18 protein-coding genes are annotated in these 19859 nt (G+C 69.1%); 9 read left to right on the forward strand and 9 right to left on the reverse strand.

Going from position 1 to position 19859, the window contains the following annotated elements; all coding sequences use genetic code 11:
* Nucleotides 1-59 precede the first annotated feature (59 nt).
* Nucleotides 60-479, forward strand: coding sequence for a Fur family transcriptional regulator (locus ACWGO0_RS14905; RefSeq protein ID WP_453533564.1), 420 nt, complete (start codon nt 60-62; stop codon nt 477-479).
* 66 nt (nt 480-545) lie between these two features.
* Here the strand turns inward: ACWGO0_RS14905 and ACWGO0_RS14910 are convergent, their stop codons facing one another.
* The 3 genes from ACWGO0_RS14910 to ACWGO0_RS14920 form a co-directional block, all read right to left on the reverse strand.
* Nucleotides 546-758 (reverse strand): hypothetical protein, encoded by a 213-nt coding sequence (locus ACWGO0_RS14910; protein ID WP_453533567.1) that lies wholly within the window; start codon nt 756-758, stop codon nt 546-548.
* 3 nt (nt 759-761) lie between these two features.
* On the reverse strand, nt 762-1154 hold the full coding sequence (locus ACWGO0_RS14915) for a carboxymuconolactone decarboxylase family protein (protein ID WP_453533570.1): 393 nt from the start codon (nt 1152-1154) through the stop codon (nt 762-764).
* Between the two features lie 175 nt (nt 1155-1329).
* Nucleotides 1330-2001, reverse strand: a complete 672-nt coding sequence (locus ACWGO0_RS14920) for a fascin domain-containing protein (protein ID WP_453533573.1) — start codon at nt 1999-2001, stop codon at nt 1330-1332.
* Nucleotides 2002-2507: 506 nt separating this feature from the next.
* Between ACWGO0_RS14920 and ACWGO0_RS14925 the strand changes: the two genes are divergently transcribed.
* The 3 genes from ACWGO0_RS14925 (at nt 2508) to ACWGO0_RS14935 (ending at nt 4217) form a co-directional block, all read left to right on the forward strand.
* Nucleotides 2508-3167, forward strand: coding sequence for a DNA alkylation repair protein (locus tag ACWGO0_RS14925; RefSeq protein ID WP_453533746.1), 660 nt, complete (start codon nt 2508-2510; stop codon nt 3165-3167).
* A gap of 113 nt (nt 3168-3280) precedes the next feature.
* Entirely contained in the window at nt 3281-3523 is a 243-nt protein-coding gene (locus ACWGO0_RS14930; RefSeq protein ID WP_453533576.1) for a DUF6411 family protein, read from the forward strand.
* A 127-nt stretch (nt 3524-3650) separates the two neighbouring features.
* Nucleotides 3651-4217 carry a YcxB family protein gene (locus tag ACWGO0_RS14935; protein ID WP_453533578.1) on the forward strand — a complete coding sequence of 189 codons (567 nt, stop codon included), beginning with the start codon at nt 3651-3653 and terminating at the stop codon, nt 4215-4217.
* A gap of 70 nt (nt 4218-4287) precedes the next feature.
* On the opposite strand, the gene ACWGO0_RS14940 is transcribed toward ACWGO0_RS14935, so the two are convergent.
* From ACWGO0_RS14940 to ACWGO0_RS14950, 3 genes are all read right to left on the reverse strand, one after another.
* Nucleotides 4288-4911, reverse strand: coding sequence for a hypothetical protein (locus ACWGO0_RS14940; RefSeq protein ID WP_453533581.1), 624 nt, complete (start codon nt 4909-4911; stop codon nt 4288-4290).
* Nucleotides 4912-5044: 133 nt separating this feature from the next.
* Nucleotides 5045-6262 (reverse strand): MFS transporter, encoded by a 1218-nt coding sequence (locus ACWGO0_RS14945; RefSeq protein ID WP_453533584.1) that lies wholly within the window; start codon nt 6260-6262, stop codon nt 5045-5047.
* Complete coding sequence (locus ACWGO0_RS14950; protein ID WP_453533587.1) at nt 6259-7566, reverse strand: ATP-grasp domain-containing protein; 1308 nt, start codon at nt 7564-7566, stop codon at nt 6259-6261. Before ACWGO0_RS14950 ends, ACWGO0_RS14945 begins: the two co-directional genes overlap by 4 nt.
* A 100-nt stretch (nt 7567-7666) precedes the next feature.
* Between ACWGO0_RS14950 and ACWGO0_RS14955 the strand changes: the two genes are divergently transcribed.
* Nucleotides 7667-8605: a helix-turn-helix transcriptional regulator gene (locus ACWGO0_RS14955; protein ID WP_453533590.1), complete on the forward strand. Its 939-nt coding sequence runs from the start codon at nt 7667-7669 to the stop codon at nt 8603-8605.
* 25 nt (nt 8606-8630) lie between these two features.
* Here ACWGO0_RS14955 and ACWGO0_RS14960 read toward each other — a convergent pair whose 3' ends face one another.
* Complete coding sequence (locus ACWGO0_RS14960) at nt 8631-10724, reverse strand: SpoIIE family protein phosphatase (RefSeq protein ID WP_453533593.1); 2094 nt, start codon at nt 10722-10724, stop codon at nt 8631-8633.
* 311 nt (nt 10725-11035) lie between these two features.
* Between ACWGO0_RS14960 and ACWGO0_RS14965 the strand changes: the two genes are divergently transcribed.
* From ACWGO0_RS14965 to ACWGO0_RS14975, 3 genes are all read left to right on the forward strand, one after another.
* Nucleotides 11036-13441: a SpoIIE family protein phosphatase gene (locus ACWGO0_RS14965; protein ID WP_453533596.1), complete on the forward strand. Its 2406-nt coding sequence runs from the start codon at nt 11036-11038 to the stop codon at nt 13439-13441.
* A gap of 92 nt (nt 13442-13533) precedes the next feature.
* Complete coding sequence (locus ACWGO0_RS14970; RefSeq protein ID WP_453533599.1) at nt 13534-14079, forward strand: pyridoxamine 5'-phosphate oxidase family protein; 546 nt, start codon at nt 13534-13536, stop codon at nt 14077-14079.
* 200 nt (nt 14080-14279) lie between these two features.
* Complete coding sequence (locus tag ACWGO0_RS14975; RefSeq protein WP_453533749.1) at nt 14280-15383, forward strand: serine hydrolase domain-containing protein; 1104 nt, start codon at nt 14280-14282, stop codon at nt 15381-15383.
* Between the two features lie 111 nt (nt 15384-15494).
* Here the strand turns inward: ACWGO0_RS14975 and ACWGO0_RS14980 are convergent, their stop codons facing one another.
* Nucleotides 15495-16016: a hypothetical protein gene (locus tag ACWGO0_RS14980; protein WP_453533602.1), complete on the reverse strand. Its 522-nt coding sequence runs from the start codon at nt 16014-16016 to the stop codon at nt 15495-15497.
* 240 nt (nt 16017-16256) lie between these two features.
* On the reverse strand, nt 16257-18152 hold the full coding sequence (locus ACWGO0_RS14985; RefSeq protein ID WP_453533604.1) for a glycerophosphodiester phosphodiesterase family protein: 1896 nt from the start codon (nt 18150-18152) through the stop codon (nt 16257-16259).
* A gap of 326 nt (nt 18153-18478) precedes the next feature.
* Between ACWGO0_RS14985 and ACWGO0_RS14990 the strand changes: the two genes are divergently transcribed.
* Nucleotides 18479-19666 carry a glycerophosphodiester phosphodiesterase family protein gene (locus ACWGO0_RS14990; protein ID WP_453533607.1) on the forward strand — a complete coding sequence of 396 codons (1188 nt, stop codon included), beginning with the start codon at nt 18479-18481 and terminating at the stop codon, nt 19664-19666.
* The last annotated feature ends 193 nt before the right edge of the window (nt 19667-19859 follow it).

The following is a 19859-nucleotide window of genomic DNA, read 5'->3' on the forward strand; positions in this document are numbered from 1 at the left end:
GTCCAAGTCAAGAAGTGCACCAATCCCGTTTCCCGCCGAACCTGAATAGGTGAACCGATATGAGCGGCCTGCTGGAGCGACTGCGAGGGCGTGGGTGGCGGATGACCTCTCAGCGGCGTGTCGTTGCGGAGGTTCTCGACGGCGATCATGTGCATCTCACCGCCGACGAGGTGCACGCGCGTGCGGTGCGGCGGCTGCCCGAGATCTCCAGGGCAACCGTCTACAACGCGCTGGGCGAACTGGTCGCCCTCGGCGAGGTCGTGGAGTTCTCCACCGACGGCCGCGCGAAGCGCTACGACCCCAACGCGCACCAGCCGCACCAGCACCTGGTGTGCTCGGGCTGCGGCATCATCCGGGACGTCCACCCGACCGGCGATCCGCTGGCCGGCCTCGCGGCGGACGGGCGGTTCGGTTTTACGGTGTCCAAGGCCGAGGTCACCTATCGCGGGCTGTGCCCGTCCTGCTCTCCCGGGGAGTGAGCTGTCCGGCCCGGGGGAGTGGCGCCGGCGGCCTGTCCACGCCGACCGTGCACCCCAACGGCCTTGTCACGCGGCGTCCGGGGGAGGCGGGCCGTTCCGCAGGCGGGCCGTCTGCGCATCGTATTCGTCGAGGATCTGCCGGAGCTGGTCCAGTGCCTCCCCGGGGATCTCGGCCGGGGCGGACTCGGCCACGAATCGGGCTGCTGCAACCAGGGCGGCGAACTCGAGAGCGTGAGCAGTCGCGCGCAGCACACCCGGCCGCGCCCACTCAAGTTGCATGATTCAGCCCTTCGACGCCAGGTATTCCTTGATCTGCCCCAGTTCCTGAGCGAAGTCGTCGTAGTCCTCGCGCATGCCGTTGATGTAGGCGCTCCAGCCGAGACTGTTCTTCGCGTAGTGAACTGCTTCCTGGATCTCTTCGTCCGTGGCACCGAACAGCTTCGCGGCCTCCGTGTGGAAGAGCGTGCAGTAACGGCATTTCGTCTCGGAGTGCAGTGCGACGCCCATCAGTTCCTTGTACTTGTTCGGAATGAGGGTCTCGCCGAGCTCGATCTTCTTGAAGATCTCCCACTCGTGGTCCAGCAGGTCGTCGGGGATCTGCGAGAAGAAATGCGGAACGAGTCCCAGCGTTTCCTTGATTTCCGTCTCGACTTCGTTTCGGCTTCGGCCGGCCATGATGACCACTCCTCTCAGCCCAGCCGATCGGATTCCCCCCATATCCCACCCTAGGGACCACTGCCCACCACTGCGACCGCAGTCATGTCCCTGCGGGTGGATGCCGGCGGACCCGCGGCAGCTCCGGGGACCCAGTTGCTCGGTCCCCGGAGCCGCGCCGGAGGCCGGACAGGCGTCAGGCGCCGAGGTCGTAGAGGACGAACTCCTCCCAGGCGCCGGTGATGTCGGTGGAGCGGGCGCGCAGCGCGTACTGGAGCGAGCCGGTGTAGTTGTTCTCCATGGCGACGAAGAGCCCGTTCAGCGTGGACTGCAGTGCCCAGCGGTCCAGTTCGGCGTTGTAGAAGACGATGAACCGCTCCCAGCCGCTCACACTCGTGGAACGGGCACGCAGTACGTTCTGCGCGCTGCCGGTGAAGTTCTTCTCGACCGCCACGTAGCGGTTGTTCGCCAGGGATCTCAGGGCGTACGTCGCTGTCGCCTCGTCCCACTCGAAGGCGAAGCTCTCCCAGGAGCCGCCGATGTCCGCGGAACGAGCCCGCAGCACACCGGTGTTCGGGGCGCCGTAGTTCACCTCGGTGGCGACGAACTGCCCGTTGCGGGCCGACTGCAGAGCTATGAGCTCGGGCTCCTCGGCCGTGGCGGTGGCGGAGGCACTGTCACCCTCGGCGGACGGGGCTCGCAGGGGGCTGGTCTCCCCGGTGATCCGCGCCAGTTCGGCGCCGTCCACCGCCTCCCACCCGCTGGGCACGGCGCCCGGCCGGTCGGCCTGCGGGGCGGCTCCGGCAACGGGTGCGGTCAACGCGGAGGCCGCCAGGAGGGCGCTCAGAGACAGCAGAATGGAGGTCATGCGTCGCACGGGTATTCCTCACTTTTCGTCATACGGATTCCGGGGGCGCCGAGACAATGGGTCGGCGACGGGCTTCAGGTCGCCTTCTCAGGAGAATTGCGACACGGACAGCACATGCCGCTCCGCGCGCACCGGGAATCATTTCTCCACACGGCGACGCCCTGCCCCAATTTTTCCGCACCCCCCGGACGCCTGCGATCAGCGCCCTCCCCAGGACGCTTCGGCAGCGGCTGCGCCACTCGGCGAAGCGGCCTCAGCGTAACTGCGGGACATGATCTCCGGCAATGAATTCACGGCACTTCGGAGAGCATCGGCGATAATCGAGCTGCATTTTCGATTCCGCAGTATCCCGTTAAGCCGGATGAAACCCCTCGTTCCCGTCACGGCCACGTCTTCGGCCGCCCGGCCGCAACCTGCCCGCACCATTCCACCGCCGCAGTCGTAGGCTGAATCGCGTACGTGATGGACAGGAGACCCAGGTGGCCGAGACGACCCCGACCGAGACGATGGTCGCCGAGGTGATGACCGAGCTGGCCGCGCTCGAAGACCCGAAGATCCGCATGGTGAACGAGAAGCACGGTGACGATCACGGTGTGAACCTCAGCAAGCTGCGCGCGCTCGCGAAGCGGCTGAAGACGCAGCAGGAACTCGCGCGCCGGCTATGGGAGAAGGACGACACCGCGGCGCGACTGCTGGCGATCCTGATCTGCCGCCCGAAAGCGTTCGAGCGCGACGAGTTGGACGTCATGGTGCGCGAGGCACGCACACCGAAGGTGCACGACTGGCTCGTGAACTACGTGGTGAAGAAGAACCCGCACTCCGAAGACCTGCGTACGGCCTGGTCCGCCGATCCGGATCCAGTGGTGGCAAGCGCCGGCTGGGCGTTGACCACCGAACGCGTGGCTAAGAAGCCCGAGGATCTCGACCTCGTAGAACTGCTCGACGTCATCGAGGCGGAGATGAAGGACGCCCCGGACCGCCTGCAGTGGGCGATGAACCACTGCCTGGCCCAGATCGGCATCGAGCACGCCGAGCACCGCTCCCGTGCCCTCGCCATCGGCAAGCGGCTTGAGGTACTCAAGGACTATCCGACGTCCCCGGGCTGCACGTCTCCGTACGCGCCCGTCTGGATCACCGAGATGGTGCGCCGCCAGGACGCCAAGTAGGAAGGCTCGCGCGTACGTCCGCTGAAGCGTGGGACGGCGGTCGAAATGCGGCAAGGGGTTGGAAGGCCGCATGACGGGCAGGCGACCGTTGCACCGCTACACAAGGAGATCCCATGATCATTGTTGCCATAGTCGTTGTCTGCGTTGTCCTGGCCGTACTTGCCTTCTTCGTCCCGAAGCTCTCCCGCCATCCCGAGCGCGGCACCCAGCGCACGCTGGGCCTGGGCTCTCGCACGGGAGGCAAGGCACCGGGTGTCCTGGGCCGCATATTCAGCAAGCCATTCCGCAGCAGTTCGAAGGCCGTCGGGCGCAGCGGCTCGGCCGGTCGTCGCGCCCGCTGGCGCATGCCGTTCTGATACGGGGCCGGGACGGGACCAACCGACCGCGCGGCCTTCTCGATCGCCACCTCCCCCGCCACGACGGCCGTCCGCCCCGGAACTGGGGTTCGGTAGGATCCGCAGGTCTTCGTACCGGGGAGGGATCATGGCCGAGGGCCGTAGCGCCGAAGGCATCAGCAACAGCGCGGAAAGCGCTGACGGTGCCCTTGACGAGCAGACAGCCGTCCAGCTGGTGTACCGGCCTCAGTCCGCCGACACACTGGTCGGTCTGCGGGTTCGCGAGCGGATCAAGCGGACCGGGCTGTTGCTGAGGGGCGTGTTCCTCGCACTGTGGGTAGGGCATTGGCTGCTCTCCGCCGCGCGCCGCGGGAGTGTCGACGTGGTCTCGACGGTTCTGTTCTTGTTGGTGGTCCTGGTGGTGTGGGGGTACCCGCGGCTACAGGCCGCCCAGGTGCAGAAGATCGTCGGATGGCAGGGCGAGTACCGCGCCACCGTGTCGCCGGCCGGGATCACCTGCCGCAACGACCACAGCACGTTGGTCCAGAAGTGGTCCGTCTTCCAGGGCTACCGGGAGACGGCCGGTCACTTCGTCCTGCTCAGCCGGGATCCCAACATCATGTGCCTCGATGTCCTGCCCAAGCGGGGCGTGCATGAGCCCGGGGACCTCGACCGGCTACGGGCCGTCCTGGACCGGCACACCACTCGCGTCTGACGAAGAGGGCTCTCTCACGCCAGGCATACCAAGATCATTCCATCGGGTGGCCTGAGGGTCGGCCTGCCGTTCAGCTGCCGCTCAGGGGAGACTCCCACGCGGGGTCATGTCGGGACCTTCTCTCCAGGTGGGCAAGCAGGTGCTCCGCCGTGGTGGAGGCCGTGTCCTGCGGCGCGCCGACCGCAGTCAGGGCGGCGATGAGCCTTGCCCGGGCCGCCTCCGGCAGGTCCGGATCGGTAAGGAGGGGAAGGAGCAGCAGCAGGCGGGCGGCTCTGTCCTGGACGCCTTCGGCCGCGGCGGAAGGGCTGTCGGCGATGCCGACCAGCTCGTGCCACGTCAGGCCAGTCCCCGAGAAGTCTCCTTCCCAGCCGGCGATCTGCTGGGCGCAGCTCCTGTCCGGGTGGGTGAGGAGGTAGTCGGTGCCGTAGTCGCCGACCAGGTTGCGGTAGATCACCACAGCTCCGGGACCGTCTTCGGCCGGCACCCGGAACGTCGGCCACTGTTCGGGATCGAAGAGGACCTCGGACATGGCATCGGAATCGGCACCGTCATCGCCGAACCACTCCGGAGACGGCCGCTCGGCACATGCCCCGTCACTGCACATCGCCAGAAGGTAGTTCGACCAGAAGCCCAGACGGGCCAGCAGCGACTCGCCCGCCACCAGCGGGCCGTCGTCGTATCCCTTGATCAGCACCCTCGGATCCTGTCACCAGGCACTGACATAGTTCGATCCGGGGCTGGTACGGGGCGCCACCCTGTTCACGGCATCTGTCGCTTCCAGCAGGGGCAGCCCGGACGTGTGCAACGTAATCAGGAATCCGGTTCGTTCAGTGCGGCTTCGCGCGGCGGCGCTCCAGGCCGAGCTGGGCCGACAGCAGTCCCGCCGCACCGATCAGGGCCCACAGCGCCCACGGGCCGATCGCGTACACGGCGCCGCCGATCAGCGGCCCGGCGCCCGTACCGGTCGCGTACGCGACGCCGTGCAAGCCCTGGTAGCGCCCGACCATGTGCGGCGGAGCCAGACTTCCCAGGTAGGCCTGCGAGATGGTGCTCGTCATCATCTCGCCCAGCGTCCATATCAGCACCGTCACCGACAGCAGGACCATGCTGCTCATGAACCCGGTCAGCGCAAGACCGACACCCGTGACCAGGTTGCCGACGGCCAGTACGTACTCCGGTCGGAACCGGGCGACCGCGCCCGTGATGGGCAGCTCCAGCACCAACACCAGCAGACCGTTGAGCCCGATGAGGAGACCGAAGTCGCCCGGGCTCAGACCCACGTCGCTGACGTGCAGGGGCAGGCCGACCGTGGACTGGATGTAGACGAACTCGGCGACCACGGTCATCAGCAGGAACCGCACCAGGGTGCGGTCGGCAAGCACCTGCCGGTATCCCACCGCCCGGTCCGCCTGCGCGTCCGCGTCGTCCGGGACGGACCGCGACTTGGGCGCGTCCCGCAGCAGCATCGCCACGACCACGCCGAACAGCAGGCACGCGGCAGCATTTCCCAGGAAGAGCACCGCATAGGAGGCTCCGGCCAGCACACCGCCCATGACACCGCCCAGGGCCGCGCCCACGTTCATCGCGAACCGGAACACCCCGAAGGCGGCCAGCCGTTGCTGGTTGGTCGTGACGGCGTCGACCAGCAGGGCGGCGGCGGCCGGCCGGTAGATCTGCGACGTCACGCCGATCAGCCCGACCACAGCGACGATGAGCGGGAGCGGCCCGAGGAACGGCACGAGCGCCGTCGGCCCGGCGGTGGTCACCGCGGACAGCACGATGGTCCATCGCCGGCCGATCCTGTCGGCGAGGTGGCCGCCGACGGCGTTCCCGAGCACCTTGCCCACCCCGGACACGCCCAGCACCAACCCCGCGGCACCGGCGGAGTAGCCGCGCTCGGTCAGGTACAGCACGATGAACACGGGCAGGAAGTTGCCGACCTGGTTGACCAGGATGCCGAGGCTGATGATCCACACCCGGACGGGCAGGCCGCGCAGCGCGTCGCGGAATCGCTGCTCGTCGACCTCCGGCGGCGCGCTGCTCACGCGACGGGCTCGGTGCGCACATGTATCGCCGCGGCCAGCCGCCTGCCGTGGGCGATCGCTTCGGTGGCGGTGGCGCCGCGGGCGATGACGTGACCGACCTTGTCCTCGTTCCACGTCAGCTGTGGTACCTCGTCGCCCGGCCGCACCTCCAACTGGAGGTCGACGAGAGACGGGTCCGCGCGCACGGCGTCGACGCCGGTCACCTCCACGACCCGTCCGGGCTCCCGCGTGAGGAACCGTACGGCTGCTCCGCCCCGAGGTTCGGGCGACGCGGTCAACGGCTCCACCACGCCGAACGCGGCGCCCAGCGCGTAACGCTCCATATCGACGCCGTACGTGATCTCGGCCAGCTCGTTGATCCGGTCACCGCCGACGCGGTTGTGCGACTCGACGATCCGCGGGCCGCGCGAGGTCAGCTTGACCTCGGTGTGCCCCGGACCGTTGCGCAGCCCCACCGCGTCGAGGAAGTCCGTCACCAATCGCGTGACCTCGCGCAGTGCCTCCGCAGAGCAACCGCTGGGCTGTGCATGTCCGATCTCGACGAATCCGGGGCCCACGCACTCCTTGTCGGTCACCGCGACGACCACATGCCGGCCGTCGAAGGTCAGGGTCTCCACGCTGATCTCCGGACCGTCCAGGAACTCCTCCATGAGGAACTCGTCGAAGGAATCGGCACGGGACAGGTCCTTGGCGGCCCAGTGCCTGTCGTCGAGGGACCGGAACCGTTCGGCGACGACTTCCACATCGGCTCGGTCGCGGATGCGGAACACCCCCAGGCTGCCCGATTCGCGGATCGGCTTGACGATGACCGGAAGCCCGTACGCGGATACGAACTCGCGAACGTCCTGCGCGGAACGGCCGACCGCGGAGGCCACCGGGCTGATGCCCTTCGCCGCCAGGTGCCTGCGCATCCGCCACTTGTCCAGCAGCAGCTCCACGGTGGCGACGGACTCGCCGCCGAGACCGAGCGCCTCGTTGATCCGCGCCGCAGGCAGCAGCCCGAGTTCGAACAGCGACACGGCGGCCTGGAACGGGTACGCCTCGTGCAACGCCCGGACCAGCGGCAGGAGCCGTTCCGTGTCGCCGTAGTCGAGCAGCAGCGCCTGAGCGACGTAGGGCCAGTGCCCGCGGTCGTACTCGTCCGGGAACTGGGCGTGCACCACGTCCAGGCCGAGCTCCCGGGCTTTGCGTACGTGCTTGAGCCTGCCGCCGATGACCAGCACGCGAGGCCGTCCGCCGGCGACCGCCGCGGACCGACGGCCGGTGGGTACGGCATCGTCGGACAACGTGACTCCCTCTCTCACGATCGGTTCCCTCCTCCGTGCGGTTGGATCGCACTTCACGCTATGACCGGTTCCGGACAATCGGCTTCCGGTACAGGAAGCGACCACCTAATCTGCTCGTGTGCCGACCGATATCAGCCCCACCGCACGGGCTCTGCGCACCATGGAAATCCTCCGGACCCGCCCCGGGGCGACGGCGAACGAGCTCGCCGCTTCGCTGGGTGTCACGGAGCGGGCCGCGCGCCGGTACATCGGGATCCTCCGGGAGGCGGGCATCCCGGTCGAGTCGACCCGGGGCCCGTACGGCGGGTACCGGCTGGGACGCGGGACGAGGCTGCCGCCGGTCGTCTTCACCGAACCGGAGGCACTGGCGCTGGTCATGGCGGCGCTCGACAACGCCGACGAGCTCGTGGGAGATGCGCTGAGCAAGGTCATCCGAGCGCTGCCGGAGAACGTCGGCCGGCAGGCGGCGATGCTGCGCGACCATGCGTCGTCCGCGCCCGACCCGCGCTCGGCCCGGCCCGATCCTGCCATCACCAGCGCGCTGGTCACCGCGTCCGCGGTCCGACGGAGCGTGCGGGTGGTGTACCTGAGCGAGTCGGGGAGGGAGTCGGAGGGAGAGGTGGACCCCTGGGCAGTGATCGTCCGCCAAAGGCGCTGGTACCTCCTGTGCCGCTCGCACCGCGCGGACGCGATCCGCACGTACCGGGTGGACCGGATCGGCGAGGTCCACCGGACGAACCGCGCGTTCGACCCGCCCGACGACCTCGACCCGGTGGCGGTGCTGGAGGAGAACCTGGGCACGGGCCGGGAGTACCCCACCCGAGTAGTGCTCGACGCCCCGCTGTCCGAAGTGGCCCAGTGGGTCGAGCCCCCCATGGGACGGCTGGAGGAGTCGGGCGGCGGGTGCGTGCTGATCGGAAGTACGAGCGACCCGGCGTGGTACGCGCAGGAGTGGCTGGCGAGGATGCCGTTCGGTTTCCGCGTCGAGGGCGGGCCCGAACTCCGGGCGGCGGTAGCGGCGTTGGCGGCGCGCTTCACTGCGGCTCTGGAGTCCTAGAGGCTGTTGTCAGCCCACGAACTCGTCAAACACCCCACCGGCTCGCCCCGTCCGGATGCGGCGATGACCGGCTTACCTGGGCGAGGACGATCACCGTGTCGTCGGTGGGCGCGGACGGCAGCATGGTCGCCAGGATTTCCTCCGCGGTCGCCTCCAGCCCCCCTGTGGATCGGACGAGTTGGGATCGGAGCGCCTCGATGCCCTCGCTGATGTCTCTGCCCGCTTCCACAAGACCGTCGGTGTACAGGGCCAGAGTGGCGCCCTCCGGGAGTTCGATGTCGGTCGTAAGAAACGGGAAGCCTCCGACGCCGAGGGGAACCCCGAGGACCTCGTCGATGACCTTGACCGTGCCGTCGGGGTGCCGGACCAGAGGCGGGGGGTGGCCCGCGTTCGCGATGCGGGCTTCGCCGGTCGCGGGGTCGTAGCGGATGTAGAGGCAGGTCGCGAGCTCGATCCCGGATTCCTGCGCGCACACGTCGAGTTCCTCGAGAACGGCGTTCGGTTCCAGGTTCTGGCGGGCCAGGGCCTTGGCGGTGATACGTAGTCTGCCCATCGCCGCAGCCGCCGGTACGCCGTGTCCCACCACGTCGCCCACGACGAGCGCCACCCGGCCGCCCGGCAGCTCGATCGCGTCGTACCAGTCGCCTCCGACCTCGCTGATGTGGCTGCCGGGCAGGTACCTGTGGGCGATCCGCACATACGGACCGGCCGTCAGGGCGGTCGGGAGCAGGGCGCGTTGGAGGGTGAGCGCGATGTCCTGGACGCGGCTGTAGAGGCGGGCATTGTCCAGACAGAGCGCGGCGCGGGAGGCGAGTTCGCCGGCCAGGCTGAGGTCTTGTTCGGTGAAGACGGGGCGGGCGGCGGAGCGGCCGAACATGGCGACGCCCTGCACCGTGCCCCGCGCGATGAGAGGAGCGAGGAGCAGACAGGTCAGGCCGCTGTCGAGAAGCAGTCGGACGCGGGCCTGGTGGATGACGGTGCGCGTCATGAACTCGTCGTTGACAGGGACGCACACGGGGCCGCCCGTGCGGATCATCTCGTGGATCGTGGAACCCGGCGGGTAGGTGACCCTCGCCAGACCGCTCACGAGCTCGGTGGCCGGAGGGGGAAGGCTGGTTCCGGAGGCGATCCTGCGGGTGATCAGCGGAGCATCCGGGTCGAACACCTCACGCTCGTCCGCCCACTCCACGACCTCGACGACCGACGCGTCGGAGAACTCCGGAACGGCCGCGTCGACCAGCTCACGGGCGGTGACGTTCACGTCCAGGGTGGTGCCGATCCGGGCGGCGGCCCGGTCGAGGAGAGCCAGGCGCTGCCGCGCGGCGGTTGCTTCCACGATCGCCTGCTCGCGATCGGTGACGTCCACGAGCAGCCCGCCCAGTCCGGGCCGTGTGTCCACGGCCTGGCTCAGGGGGAAGAAGCTCACGGAACGCACCTGGTCCCGGTCGGGGTGTCCGGGAGTGCGGAGGCCGATCAGGGCGCTCACGACGGGCCGGCCCTCGTCGGCGACGGCGCGCAGCAGGCGCCGGTACTCGCCGTCGTCCGAGGTGAGCATGATGTCGGTCATGGGCCGCCCGATGTGGTCCTCGATCGGGACGCCGTCCATGTCGGCGAGGGCCTGGTTGAGGTGGACGTAACGCAGGTCCTCGTCGAGCATGACGAGGCCGATGGGGCACGTCTCGAAGAGCGCGTCGAGGAAGGCGAGGTTGGTCTTCACCCGGTCGAGTTCGTCGCTGCCGCTTGCCAGGCCGACGACGACGGAACGGCCGTGCTCGCCCGTCACGGGAAAGACCCGGAAGCCACAGTCGAAGACGGTTCCGTCCCGGTGCAGGGCGGGCATCCTCACCCGCCAGTAGCCCAGGGTCCGGCCGCGCTCCGCGAGTCGCTCGGCGGCGCTCGTACCGTCCTGCGGAGCTGCGGGAAAGAGGTCGGCGGCGGGCCTGGACAGGACGTCCGCGGCCGGGTAGCCGAAGAGTCGCTGCGCGCCCGGTCCCCAGTAACAGATCCGGTCGTCGCCATCGATGCCCAGCACGGCCACGGCCACATGCTCCAGCAGGGTGCCCGGCTCCGACCACAGCGGACCAGGAGCATGCTCTTCCCCCGGCCGGTCGGATGACACCAGGCCCCCTTTTCAGGCGCGCGCGGACCGACCGCGCGCACTCGGTCGCGGGTGGGCGGAGCTCTCAAGGCAATTCTGCCTGCTCCGCGCCGATCGGACATCACAGCCACCCAGGTGCCTCCCTCACAGCCACCCAGGTGCCTCACGGCCGAAGCACCGCTGTCCGGCCGGCCGGCACCACTCGCGCCACACCGGGCAGAGCCGGGAGCGTGGTACGCCCATGGCGCCGGCCGCCCGACGTGCCCGGTACCCCGCGAGGGCGCATCCTGGCTGGGGAAAGGTATGGCACTGCACTGGGTCCCCTTCCCACCATGGAGACGATCGAAGTGACATCTCCCGGCCGCGACGACCAGGTCGGCCGCGACGACCAGGTAACGGGTGCCGGACTGGACGGTGTCGCGGCAGCCCTCCTGGATGACCGGGCCCGCATCCGCTGGTGGTCGCGCGCCGCCTCGGAACTCCTTGGCTGGACGAGCGACCAGGTGACGGGAAAGCCCGCACGTCACCTTCTCGGGCCCCGCTCGGCCGTCGAGCCCCGCGGTGAGATCCGCCGTGTCCGCCGTCTGCGGCTGCGGCACAGTTCCGGCCGGCTGGTCGAGGCCGATGTCCGGCTGCTGGACTCGGACCACTCCGGCGGAACGCTCGTGGTGGGTGCGCCACCGGGTGCCGGTGGGGGCTGGGACCAGGACTCCGCGCTCGCTCGTGCTGTGCTCGGCCAGGAGGACATCGCCGTTGCCGAGTACGACATGGGCCTGCGGGTGGTCCGTAACAACGCCGCCTACGACGTACTGCGCCCCGATGGTGCCGGAGACGACTGGCTGCGGGAGCTGCCGGGCGGCGGGATCCACGGGACCGTGCGGGAGTTCACGAGCCGGGTGGCCGATACCGGGACGCCCGTCATCGCGGCCGAGTACCCGTTCGGTGAGCCCGGGTCGGACCGGATGCTGTCCCTCACCTGTATCCGGGTCACCGACCCGCTGGGAACTCCCGTCGGCATCGCCGTTGCCGCCATCGAGGTCACCGAGCGGTACCGGGCCCAGCAGCGGCTCTCCTCGGCGTACCGGAGCGCGTTCGAGATCGGGGGCTCACTCGACGTGAAGCACAGCGCCCGCGACCTGGTCGCCGTACTCGTACCGGCCCTCGGCGACCTCGCCTTCGTCGACTTTCCCGACGACGTACTGCAGGGGCGTGACCCGTCACCGGGCTACCCGGGACAAGAAGGTTCTGCCCCGCGTCGTGTCGCCACCAAGTCCGCCGACGGCACATGGCCCGCCCCGCTCGTGCAGTTGGGAGAGCCCATCCCACTCATTCCCGAGACCCCTGAGATCGCAGCCACGGTCGTCGGAGAGGTGCTCGTCGCGAACGCCGAACAGTCCCGTGGGATCCTCGGCCATGACCCCGAGCTGATCAGGCGTTTCATGCCGGAGGGCATGCGCGGATCACTGGGCTGCCCGCTCTACCACCACGGCCGGTTCTTCGGGTACGCCATGGTGTACCGCACCGACAATCCGTTGCCTTTCGACGACGCCGACATCAAGCTCATGCAGGACCTGTGTTACCGCACGGCTCTGGCCATTGACAACGCCTTCCGGTTCACCCGCGAACACCGGACCGCCGTCGTGCTCCAGGAGAGCCTGCTGCCGCCTGCGGCCACCGAGACCGCCGCCGCCGAGACCGCCGGCGCGTATCTGCCGGCGAGCGGCAGCGTCAGCGTCGGCGGGGACTGGTTCGACGCGTTCCCCCTGTCGTCGCTGCGGATCGCGCTGGTCGTCGGCGATGTCATCGGCCACGGACTGCAGGCCACGGCCACCATGGCCCGGCTCCGTACCGCCGTACAGACCCTCGCCGACCTCGACCTCCCGCCCGACGAGCTCCTCACCCGCCTCGACGATCTGGTGCAACGCATGGAGGGCGAGTCCCAGGAACCCGACACGGTCGGCGCCTCCTGCCTGTTCGCCGTCTACGACCCCGTCACGGGTGTGTGCCAGATGGCCAGCGCAGGGCATCCGCCGCCTGCCCTCGTCCTTCCCGACGGCAGGGTCGACTACCTTCCTGTGGTCCCGGGGCCGACGCTGGGTGTCGGCGACAACCCCTTCGAGGTGCTCAGTACGACGCTGCCGGTCGGCAGCGTTCTCGCCCTCTACACCGACGGCCTCGTCCGTCGCGCCAAGGACTCCGGCGACGGTGAGGCCGCTCTGCTCGAAACGCTCGGCCGGCTGGCGGCGGCGGGCCGGTCCCTCGACGAGATCGGGGCCGAACTGATCGGCAGTCACCCCACCGCGGAGCACCCGGACGATGACGTCACCCTGCTGCTCGCCCGCATCCGGGCCGTGGCCGAGCAGGACACGGTGATGTGGGAGTACCCCGCCGACCCGGCGGCCGTGCACGACGCCCGCGCCGACGTCAACGCCCAGCTGATGGCCTGGGGCCTTGAGGAGTTGATGTTCGCCACCGAACTGATCGTCAGCGAGCTCGTCACCAACGCCATCCGTTACGCGGGAGGACCTGTCGCCCTGCGGCTGATCCGTGACCGGGTTCTGGTGTGCGAGGTCTCGGACCCCAGCAACACCCAGCCCCGTCTGCGCAGGGCCCTCAGCACTGACGAGGGGGGTCGCGGCCTGTTCCTGATCGCCTCGCTCACGACCCGCTGGGGCTGCCGCTACGGCGCTCGGGGTAAGACCATCTGGACCGAACAGGCCCTCGTACCGAGCCTCTGACGAGCCCAGCCCGCGAAGCCGGGCCTGAGCGCCGCCGGGCCGCTCTGCGTAGCCTTCGTGACAAGAAGCAAGAGGGAAAGGGAGTTCCGCACATGACGCCGAAGCAACCCAAGGCCGAGCTCGACGCCCGCTACAGCTCCGCGCTCAACCCGCGCCCGGGCGCGGAGAACGTCACCGCCACCGACTGGGCCGAGGCCCAGCACCGTATGCGGGCCGCCGAGGTCTTCTGGATCACCACGGTCCGGCCGGACGGCCGGCTGCACGTCACGCCACTGATCGCCGCCTGGCACGACGGGGCGCTGCACTTCAGCACCGGGCCGGGCGAGCAGAAGGCGAAGAACCTGGCCGGCAACGCCCACTGCGCCATCACCACAGGGAACAGCTCACTCTCCGAAGGCCTCGACATCGTGATCGAGGGCACGGCGGAGCGGGTGACGGATCCGGCACGGCAGGACGAGGTCATCGCGGCGTTCGCGGCGCAGTACGGGGACCACATCACCTCGCCGGAGGGAACCTTCTACGGCTTCGGCGACGGCATCCGCCAGGGCAAGGACCTGCTGTTCGCGGTGGCACCCGGCACGGCGTACGGCTTCGGGCACGACGGCCAGGTGTTCAGCCACACCCGCTACACCTTCTAGTTCCAGCGAAGCGCTGCGCGGGCCTCGTCGTCGGCCGCGTACCGCTGCTCGGCTGGTTGGAGCAGAGCAGCGCGCAGGTTGCCGACCGACGGGTGAAGCTGAACGTCCCACCGCGCTCACGCTTCAGGAGTCCTTCCGTGTCAGTCCCCAGCTCCCCGCAGTTCCGCCCATCCCTTGTCGCTCTGCTGGCCGCTGCCTGCATGGCAGGGCTGGTGCATGCCCCGGCCCAAGCTGCGAACGGCCCCGCCGACGACAACCGCTCCCTGCGACGGCAATTGCAGGAACTGACCACCGCGCCGGGCGGACCGCCCGGCGCGATTGCCGTCCTCAAGCGCGAGTCCCGCACCGAGGTCTTCCGGGCGGGCGTCGCCGAGACCGGCACCGACCGTCCGATCGAGGCCACCGACCACATGCGCATCGCCAGTACAGCCAAGGCGTACAGCGGCGCGGTCTCCCTCCAGCTCGTCGACCGCGGGAAACTGCGCCTGAACGACACCATCGGCAAGGTGCTTCCCCGGCTGCCGCGTGCATGGCATCGGGTGACGCTGCGGCAGCTCCTGAACCACACCAGCGGACTGCCGGACTACTCCGCGGCCCCGGAGTTCCGGGCCCTGCTGGAGGAGAACCCGCGCCGCCACTTCGACTCCCGCCGCCTGCTGGACTTCGTGGCCGACGAGCCGCTGGCGTTCCGTCCGGGGTCCCGGTACGTGTACTCCAACTCCGACAACATCGCCGTGGCGCTGATGGCGGAGGCGGTGACAGGCTGCCGCTACGAAGATCTGCTCGCCCGGTACGTGTACCGCCCGCTGAATCTGCGCAGTACGAGCCTGCCGCAGGGCTACCGGCTGCCCGAGCCGTACATGCACGGCTACGACGTCACCCCGCCGAACCCGCCCGAGGACGTCAGCGAGGTGCTGGGTGCGTCGGGCGTGTGGGCATCGGGCGGGATCCTCTCGACGCCGAAGGACATGACGGCCTTCATCCGCGGTTACGCCGGCGGAAGGCTGATCTCCGACCGGACACGCCGTCAGCAGGTGAAGTGGGTGAACGGCGCATCAGAACCCGCGGGCCCAGGCAAGAACAAAGCCGGTCTGGCGATCTTCCGGTACACCACCCGGTGCGGCGTGGTGTACGGCCACACGGGCAACTTCCCCGGCTACACGCAGCTGATCGCAGCCACCCCGGACGGCAAGCGGTCGCTGACCGTCTCCCTCACCACCCAGATCAACAAGACGAACAAGCCGGAACTGCTGGAGCGGCTGCGGAAGGTGGAGGAGAACTTCGTCTGCGCGCTGTTGCGCTAGCGTGTGCTGATTCGCCTGGTGCAGTGCGTTCACACGAAGACGGCCGTCCTGCAGAGCCGATATACGCCGATGCTCGCCACCGCGGGTGGTGGCGAGCATCGGCTTGGTGCGTCAGAACTCACAGTTGATGGGCGGGTTGCCGGTGTTGACTTGGCAGGCGTCGAATCCGGCGCCGCCGTTGGCGGTTCCCTGGTTCACGTTGACCCTGAGGTAGTCGTTGCCGTCATTGCCGTCATTGCCGTCATTGCCGTCATTGCCGTCGGCGCTGCCGCCGGGTGCCAGCAGGCCGTCCACCACGATGTAGTCCGCGGCCCCGTTGCCGGCGACCTGGCCGCTGACCACGACGTTCGACCGGGACGTGATGTAGTCCTGGCCCGGGCCGCCGGTGACGACGCCCTGGGTGGGGCCGGTGAGAACGATGTAGTCGTTGCCACCGAGGCCATTTACCGTGTGGCCCGGGTCGACCGACGAACACCGGATGAAGTCGCTGCCGGCCGTGCCGTTGACGGTCGGTCCCGACTTCGGGACGCCGTTGACCGTGCAGGTGGTCGCGGCGTGGGCGGGCGAGCTCAGGGCGAGCGGGGCGATGACGAGCGAGGCGGCGCAGAGCGCACGCGCTGTGTTTCTGATCATGCGATCAGTTACGAATGGTGGCGAAAATCTCGCAATTCCTCACCGTGTGTAGCGGGATCCGTCCTCGGCAATCAGGTGCAAGGCGGCCTGCCGGCTGATGGCCTTGACCCGGCACCGACTGCCGGGAGGACCCCCGACGCACCGCGACCGGGTGTCGGCGGGCGCCGATACTGCGCTTGATCAGCCAGTTCGAGGTAGACGGTGGGCCGATCGCCAGGTGCAGAGCCGGGGACTCGTGGTTCAGCGGGCGTCCGCGTCCGTCTGGAGCTGCCGGGCATCGGCGGCGATCAGCTCCGCAGCGGGGGCCGGAAGGTCGCCGTGCACGCCGGCCTTGGCCGCTGTCGCCGCCACCTGGTCGTATTTGCCGTGGGCGAGCTTGCCGAGCAGGTCGGCGACGGTCTGTGTCCTGCCCTCGGAGGTCAGAATCAGATGCCCGAGGCCGGCCTGATCGGCCTTGACGGTGAAGGTGGTGGTGGCGACGGCGGTGCCGCCGGCGCCGGTCGTGGACACGCGCACGGTGTGCTCGCCGGCGGTGAACTGCGTCAGGTCGAGCACCTCCCCGGCCTTGTGCGGCCGGCCGTCGACCGTGATCTCCGTCTTCGCGGCGTCGGCGTGCTCCGTGTCGACGGCGACGACGGGGCGCTGGCCGCGGTCGAGGACGGCGTCGTCGGCCGGTGAGGTGACGTTCGCGGTCGGCTCGGGCGTGGGCCGGGCCTGTGCGCGGGACGCGTTCCAGGTGGCGAGTTCGGTGGGCCGGTCGGTGATGATGCCGTCGACGCCGTAGCCGTCGTACCTCTTCCAGTCCGCCGCCGAGTTGATGGTCCACACCATGGTGGCAACACCCGCCTTGTGCAGGTCCGCCACGATCCCCGGCCGGGTATCGAGGGCGCCGCCGCTCGGGTTGTACGACGACAGGTGCAGGTCCTTGGCGACGGCCACGGGATCGGCGTCGAGGCCGCCGACCAGCAGACCGATCGGCAGCTCGGGGGCGAGCTCATGTACCCAGCGCAAGTGGTCCCGGCTGAAGCTCTGCACGAAGACGCGGTCGGTCATCCGCTCGGCGCGCACGACGTCGATCATCGCGGCGACCTCGCTCTTGCTCTGTGCCCGCTTGACCTCCAGCAGGAGTTCGCCGCCGCGGGTGCGCAGGTCTACCAGCTGCTCGGCGAGCGTGGGCACGTGTGCGCCGGCGAAGGCCGGGGCGAACCAGGAGCCCGCGTCGAGGCGGTCGAGCTGGTCCGAGGTGAGGGTGGTGATGTCGCCGGTGCCGTCGGTGGTGCGATCGACGGTGTTGTCGTGCATCAGATACGGCACGCCGTCCTTGCTGAGCTGGACGTCGTTCTCGATGAAGTCCGCTCCTCCGCGGCGCCCGACCTCCTGGGCGTACATCGTGTTCTCCGGCGCCGCGGAGGACGCTCCGCGGTGTCCGATGACGGTGACGGGAGCGCCCTCGGGGCGGAGGTGGCTGCCCGGCCCCAGAGCGGTCACCTTCACGTCGTCGAAGGAGACCTTCGCGCCGTTCACGATCAGCGCGAGACCGCCGTCGGCGGAACGCTGGAGCTGGTTGGTCTTCGTGAGCTGCTTGCCGTCCAGGAACCAGACGGCTCGATGGCCGTGCACCTCGATGCGCACCTTCACGTCCCGTCCGGTGGCTGCGGCGGTGGGGGCGGAGGCGGTGTTGGTGACGTTCCACGAGCCGCCCGGAGTCAGTTGCGCGAATTCCACGCCGTTGGGGGCGGTGCTGCCGCTGCGCAGGGTGGCGATCCACCACGGGGTGGCACCGGATGCGGGTACGTCCATGCCCATGGCGAACCAGCGCGAGGCATCGTTGACGCTCTCGAAACGCGCGGTCGCCTCGAACTGGAAGTCGCTCAGATGGGGGCCGAAGGTGAGCTTGTTGGAACCGGAGGTCGCCGTGCCGACCAGGCGGCCGTCCTTCACCTGCCAGTTGCCGTCGATCGCGCGCCAGTTCGCGGGTATGGAGCCGGATTCGAAGTTCTCGGAGATGACCACGTCGCCGGGTTCAGGGGTGATGTCGGCGTGGGCGGCAGGGGCGAGGGAGAGCAGCGTGAGCGAACCGGCGGCTGCGAACGCCATGGCGAATCTGCCAGGTGCGGACTGGTTACGGGATGTCATGCTCGCGGAGAGTAGGTGAGGGTGGCGACAGCAGGGCATCCTGATCATTAACCAATAGGGAACCCGAGGGGACTTGGCGAGAGGGACGTTCCCGCTCCCGGCCGACGCTCCTTGAATGCCGAACTGTCCCGCTGGAGTTGGGGGTAATTTCACCCGCCGAACCCAAGCGGGACAAGCGGCGCTCATAGGCTCCCTGCGACGATCCGGACTTCAACCGAAGGTTTCCGATGCCTGACCGCATAAGAGTTGTCCGTGCTCTCGCTGCCGGCGCTGCCCTGGCCGCCATCGTCTCCCTCGCGACTCCGGCGCAGGGATCAGTCAGCACCGTGACCGCCGAGACGACCGGGAGCACCGCCCAGCAGACGGCGAAGCGGATCAAGAATCCGATCGTCGCCCATCGCGGTTCGCCGCGCGTCGCGCCGGAGGAGACGTTGGCGGCCTACCGGGCCGCGATCGCTGAGGGCGCGGCGGTGCTGGAGGGCGACGTCCAGCTCACGCGGGACGGCGAGCTGGTGCTGGTCCACGACGACACCCTCGACACCACCACCGACGCCGAGCAGATCTTCTCCGACCGGGCGCCGTGGCGCGTCGGCGACTTCACGCTCGCCGAGATCAAGCAGCTCGACGCGGGCTCGTGGGTGCATGAGAAGTTCGCGGCGGAGCGCGTCCCCACCCTCGAGGAGGTGCTTGTCCTGGCACGCGGGAAGACCGGCTTCAACCTCGAGATGAAGTCGCCGCAGAACAGCCCCGGCGTGGCCACCGAACTCGCCGCACTTCTGGCGGAGTACGGCTACACCGACGATCGCGTGAACCCGCGCACCGGCATGTCCGAGATCGCGGTCCACTCCCGGGACGAGGCTGCGCTGCGCGAGTTCGCCGCGCTGCTGCCCCAGGTCCGCATCTCTTGGCTGTCGGGAGGCCCGATGCTCGACGACAGCCGGTTGGCCGAACTCGCGACGTGGACGGACGCCGTGTACGCCTCGCCGACCGTGACTACGGCCGCGGACATCGACCGCGCGCACGAGGTGGGCCTCAAGGTGTACTCCGACCCGGTCGACAGCCCCACGTCGATCCGGTTGGCGCGGAACCAGGGCTATGACTACCTGGTCACCAACGTGCCGGCTGTCGCGAAGCGCGTCGTGGCCGGCAAGGACCCGCGCCTGGGCCTCGACGGCGTCGAGATCGCACACGTCATGGAGAACCCGAGCGGCGAGGACAATCAGCCCGAGAACGGCGAGTACGTCGCCCTGCGCAACACCACCGACCGGCCGATCGACATCTCCAGCCACACGCTGACCGACCACGCCGCCAACATCTGGCTGAGCACCGGCGACAAGGCCGTCATCCAGCCGGGCGGCCTGTTCCTGGTCTACGTCAACACCGGCACCAACAGGGCCGACGCCTACTACAACGGTTACTCGGTCGGCATGTTCAACAACACCGGGGGCGACACCGTCTACCTGATGGACGAGAACATGAACCTCGAGGACGTCTACTCCTACGTCCTGCCGTGACCATCCCGCGTGCGCTGCCGCAGCCGCAGCCTCTGGACCACCCCGCGCCCGGTGTCGTCGGCCAGTCGCGGCCGCCAAGCGTTGGCGAGGCAGTACGAGTGGGTGCTCACCGGGGTCGGCAGGTTGCGCCTCGGGGCCTTGCCGATGGTCAACGACCGTACGCACCCTGGACATTGGGGCCGTCCATGGGCTA

The organism is Streptomyces sp. NPDC055749, assembly GCF_053617235.1.

What these genes read in the sequence shown, in the direction of transcription:
- ACWGO0_RS14910 (WP_453533567.1), bottom strand. Translation starts at nt 758, where the DNA reads ATGCAACTTGAGTGGGCGCGGCCGGGTGTGCTGCGCGCGACTGCTCAC.
- ACWGO0_RS14915 (WP_453533570.1), bottom strand. Translation starts at nt 1,154, where the DNA reads ATGGCCGGCCGAAGCCGAAACGAAGTCGAGACGGAAATCAAGGAAACG.
- ACWGO0_RS14905 (WP_453533564.1), top strand. Translation starts at nt 60, where the DNA reads ATGAGCGGCCTGCTGGAGCGACTGCGAGGGCGTGGGTGGCGGATGACC.
- ACWGO0_RS14985 (WP_453533604.1), bottom strand. Translation starts at nt 18,152, where the DNA reads ATGACATCCCGTAACCAGTCCGCACCTGGCAGATTCGCCATGGCGTTC.
- ACWGO0_RS14925 (WP_453533746.1), top strand. Translation starts at nt 2,508, where the DNA reads ATGGTCGCCGAGGTGATGACCGAGCTGGCCGCGCTCGAAGACCCGAAG.
- ACWGO0_RS14975 (WP_453533749.1), top strand. Translation starts at nt 14,280, where the DNA reads ATGGCAGGGCTGGTGCATGCCCCGGCCCAAGCTGCGAACGGCCCCGCC.
- ACWGO0_RS14935 (WP_453533578.1), top strand. Translation starts at nt 3,651, where the DNA reads ATGGCCGAGGGCCGTAGCGCCGAAGGCATCAGCAACAGCGCGGAAAGC.
- ACWGO0_RS14920 (WP_453533573.1), bottom strand. Translation starts at nt 2,001, where the DNA reads ATGACCTCCATTCTGCTGTCTCTGAGCGCCCTCCTGGCGGCCTCCGCG.
- ACWGO0_RS14980 (WP_453533602.1), bottom strand. Translation starts at nt 16,016, where the DNA reads ATGATCAGAAACACAGCGCGTGCGCTCTGCGCCGCCTCGCTCGTCATC.
- ACWGO0_RS14930 (WP_453533576.1), top strand. Translation starts at nt 3,281, where the DNA reads ATGATCATTGTTGCCATAGTCGTTGTCTGCGTTGTCCTGGCCGTACTT.
- ACWGO0_RS14970 (WP_453533599.1), top strand. Translation starts at nt 13,534, where the DNA reads ATGACGCCGAAGCAACCCAAGGCCGAGCTCGACGCCCGCTACAGCTCC.
- ACWGO0_RS14965 (WP_453533596.1), top strand. Translation starts at nt 11,036, where the DNA reads ATGGAGACGATCGAAGTGACATCTCCCGGCCGCGACGACCAGGTCGGC.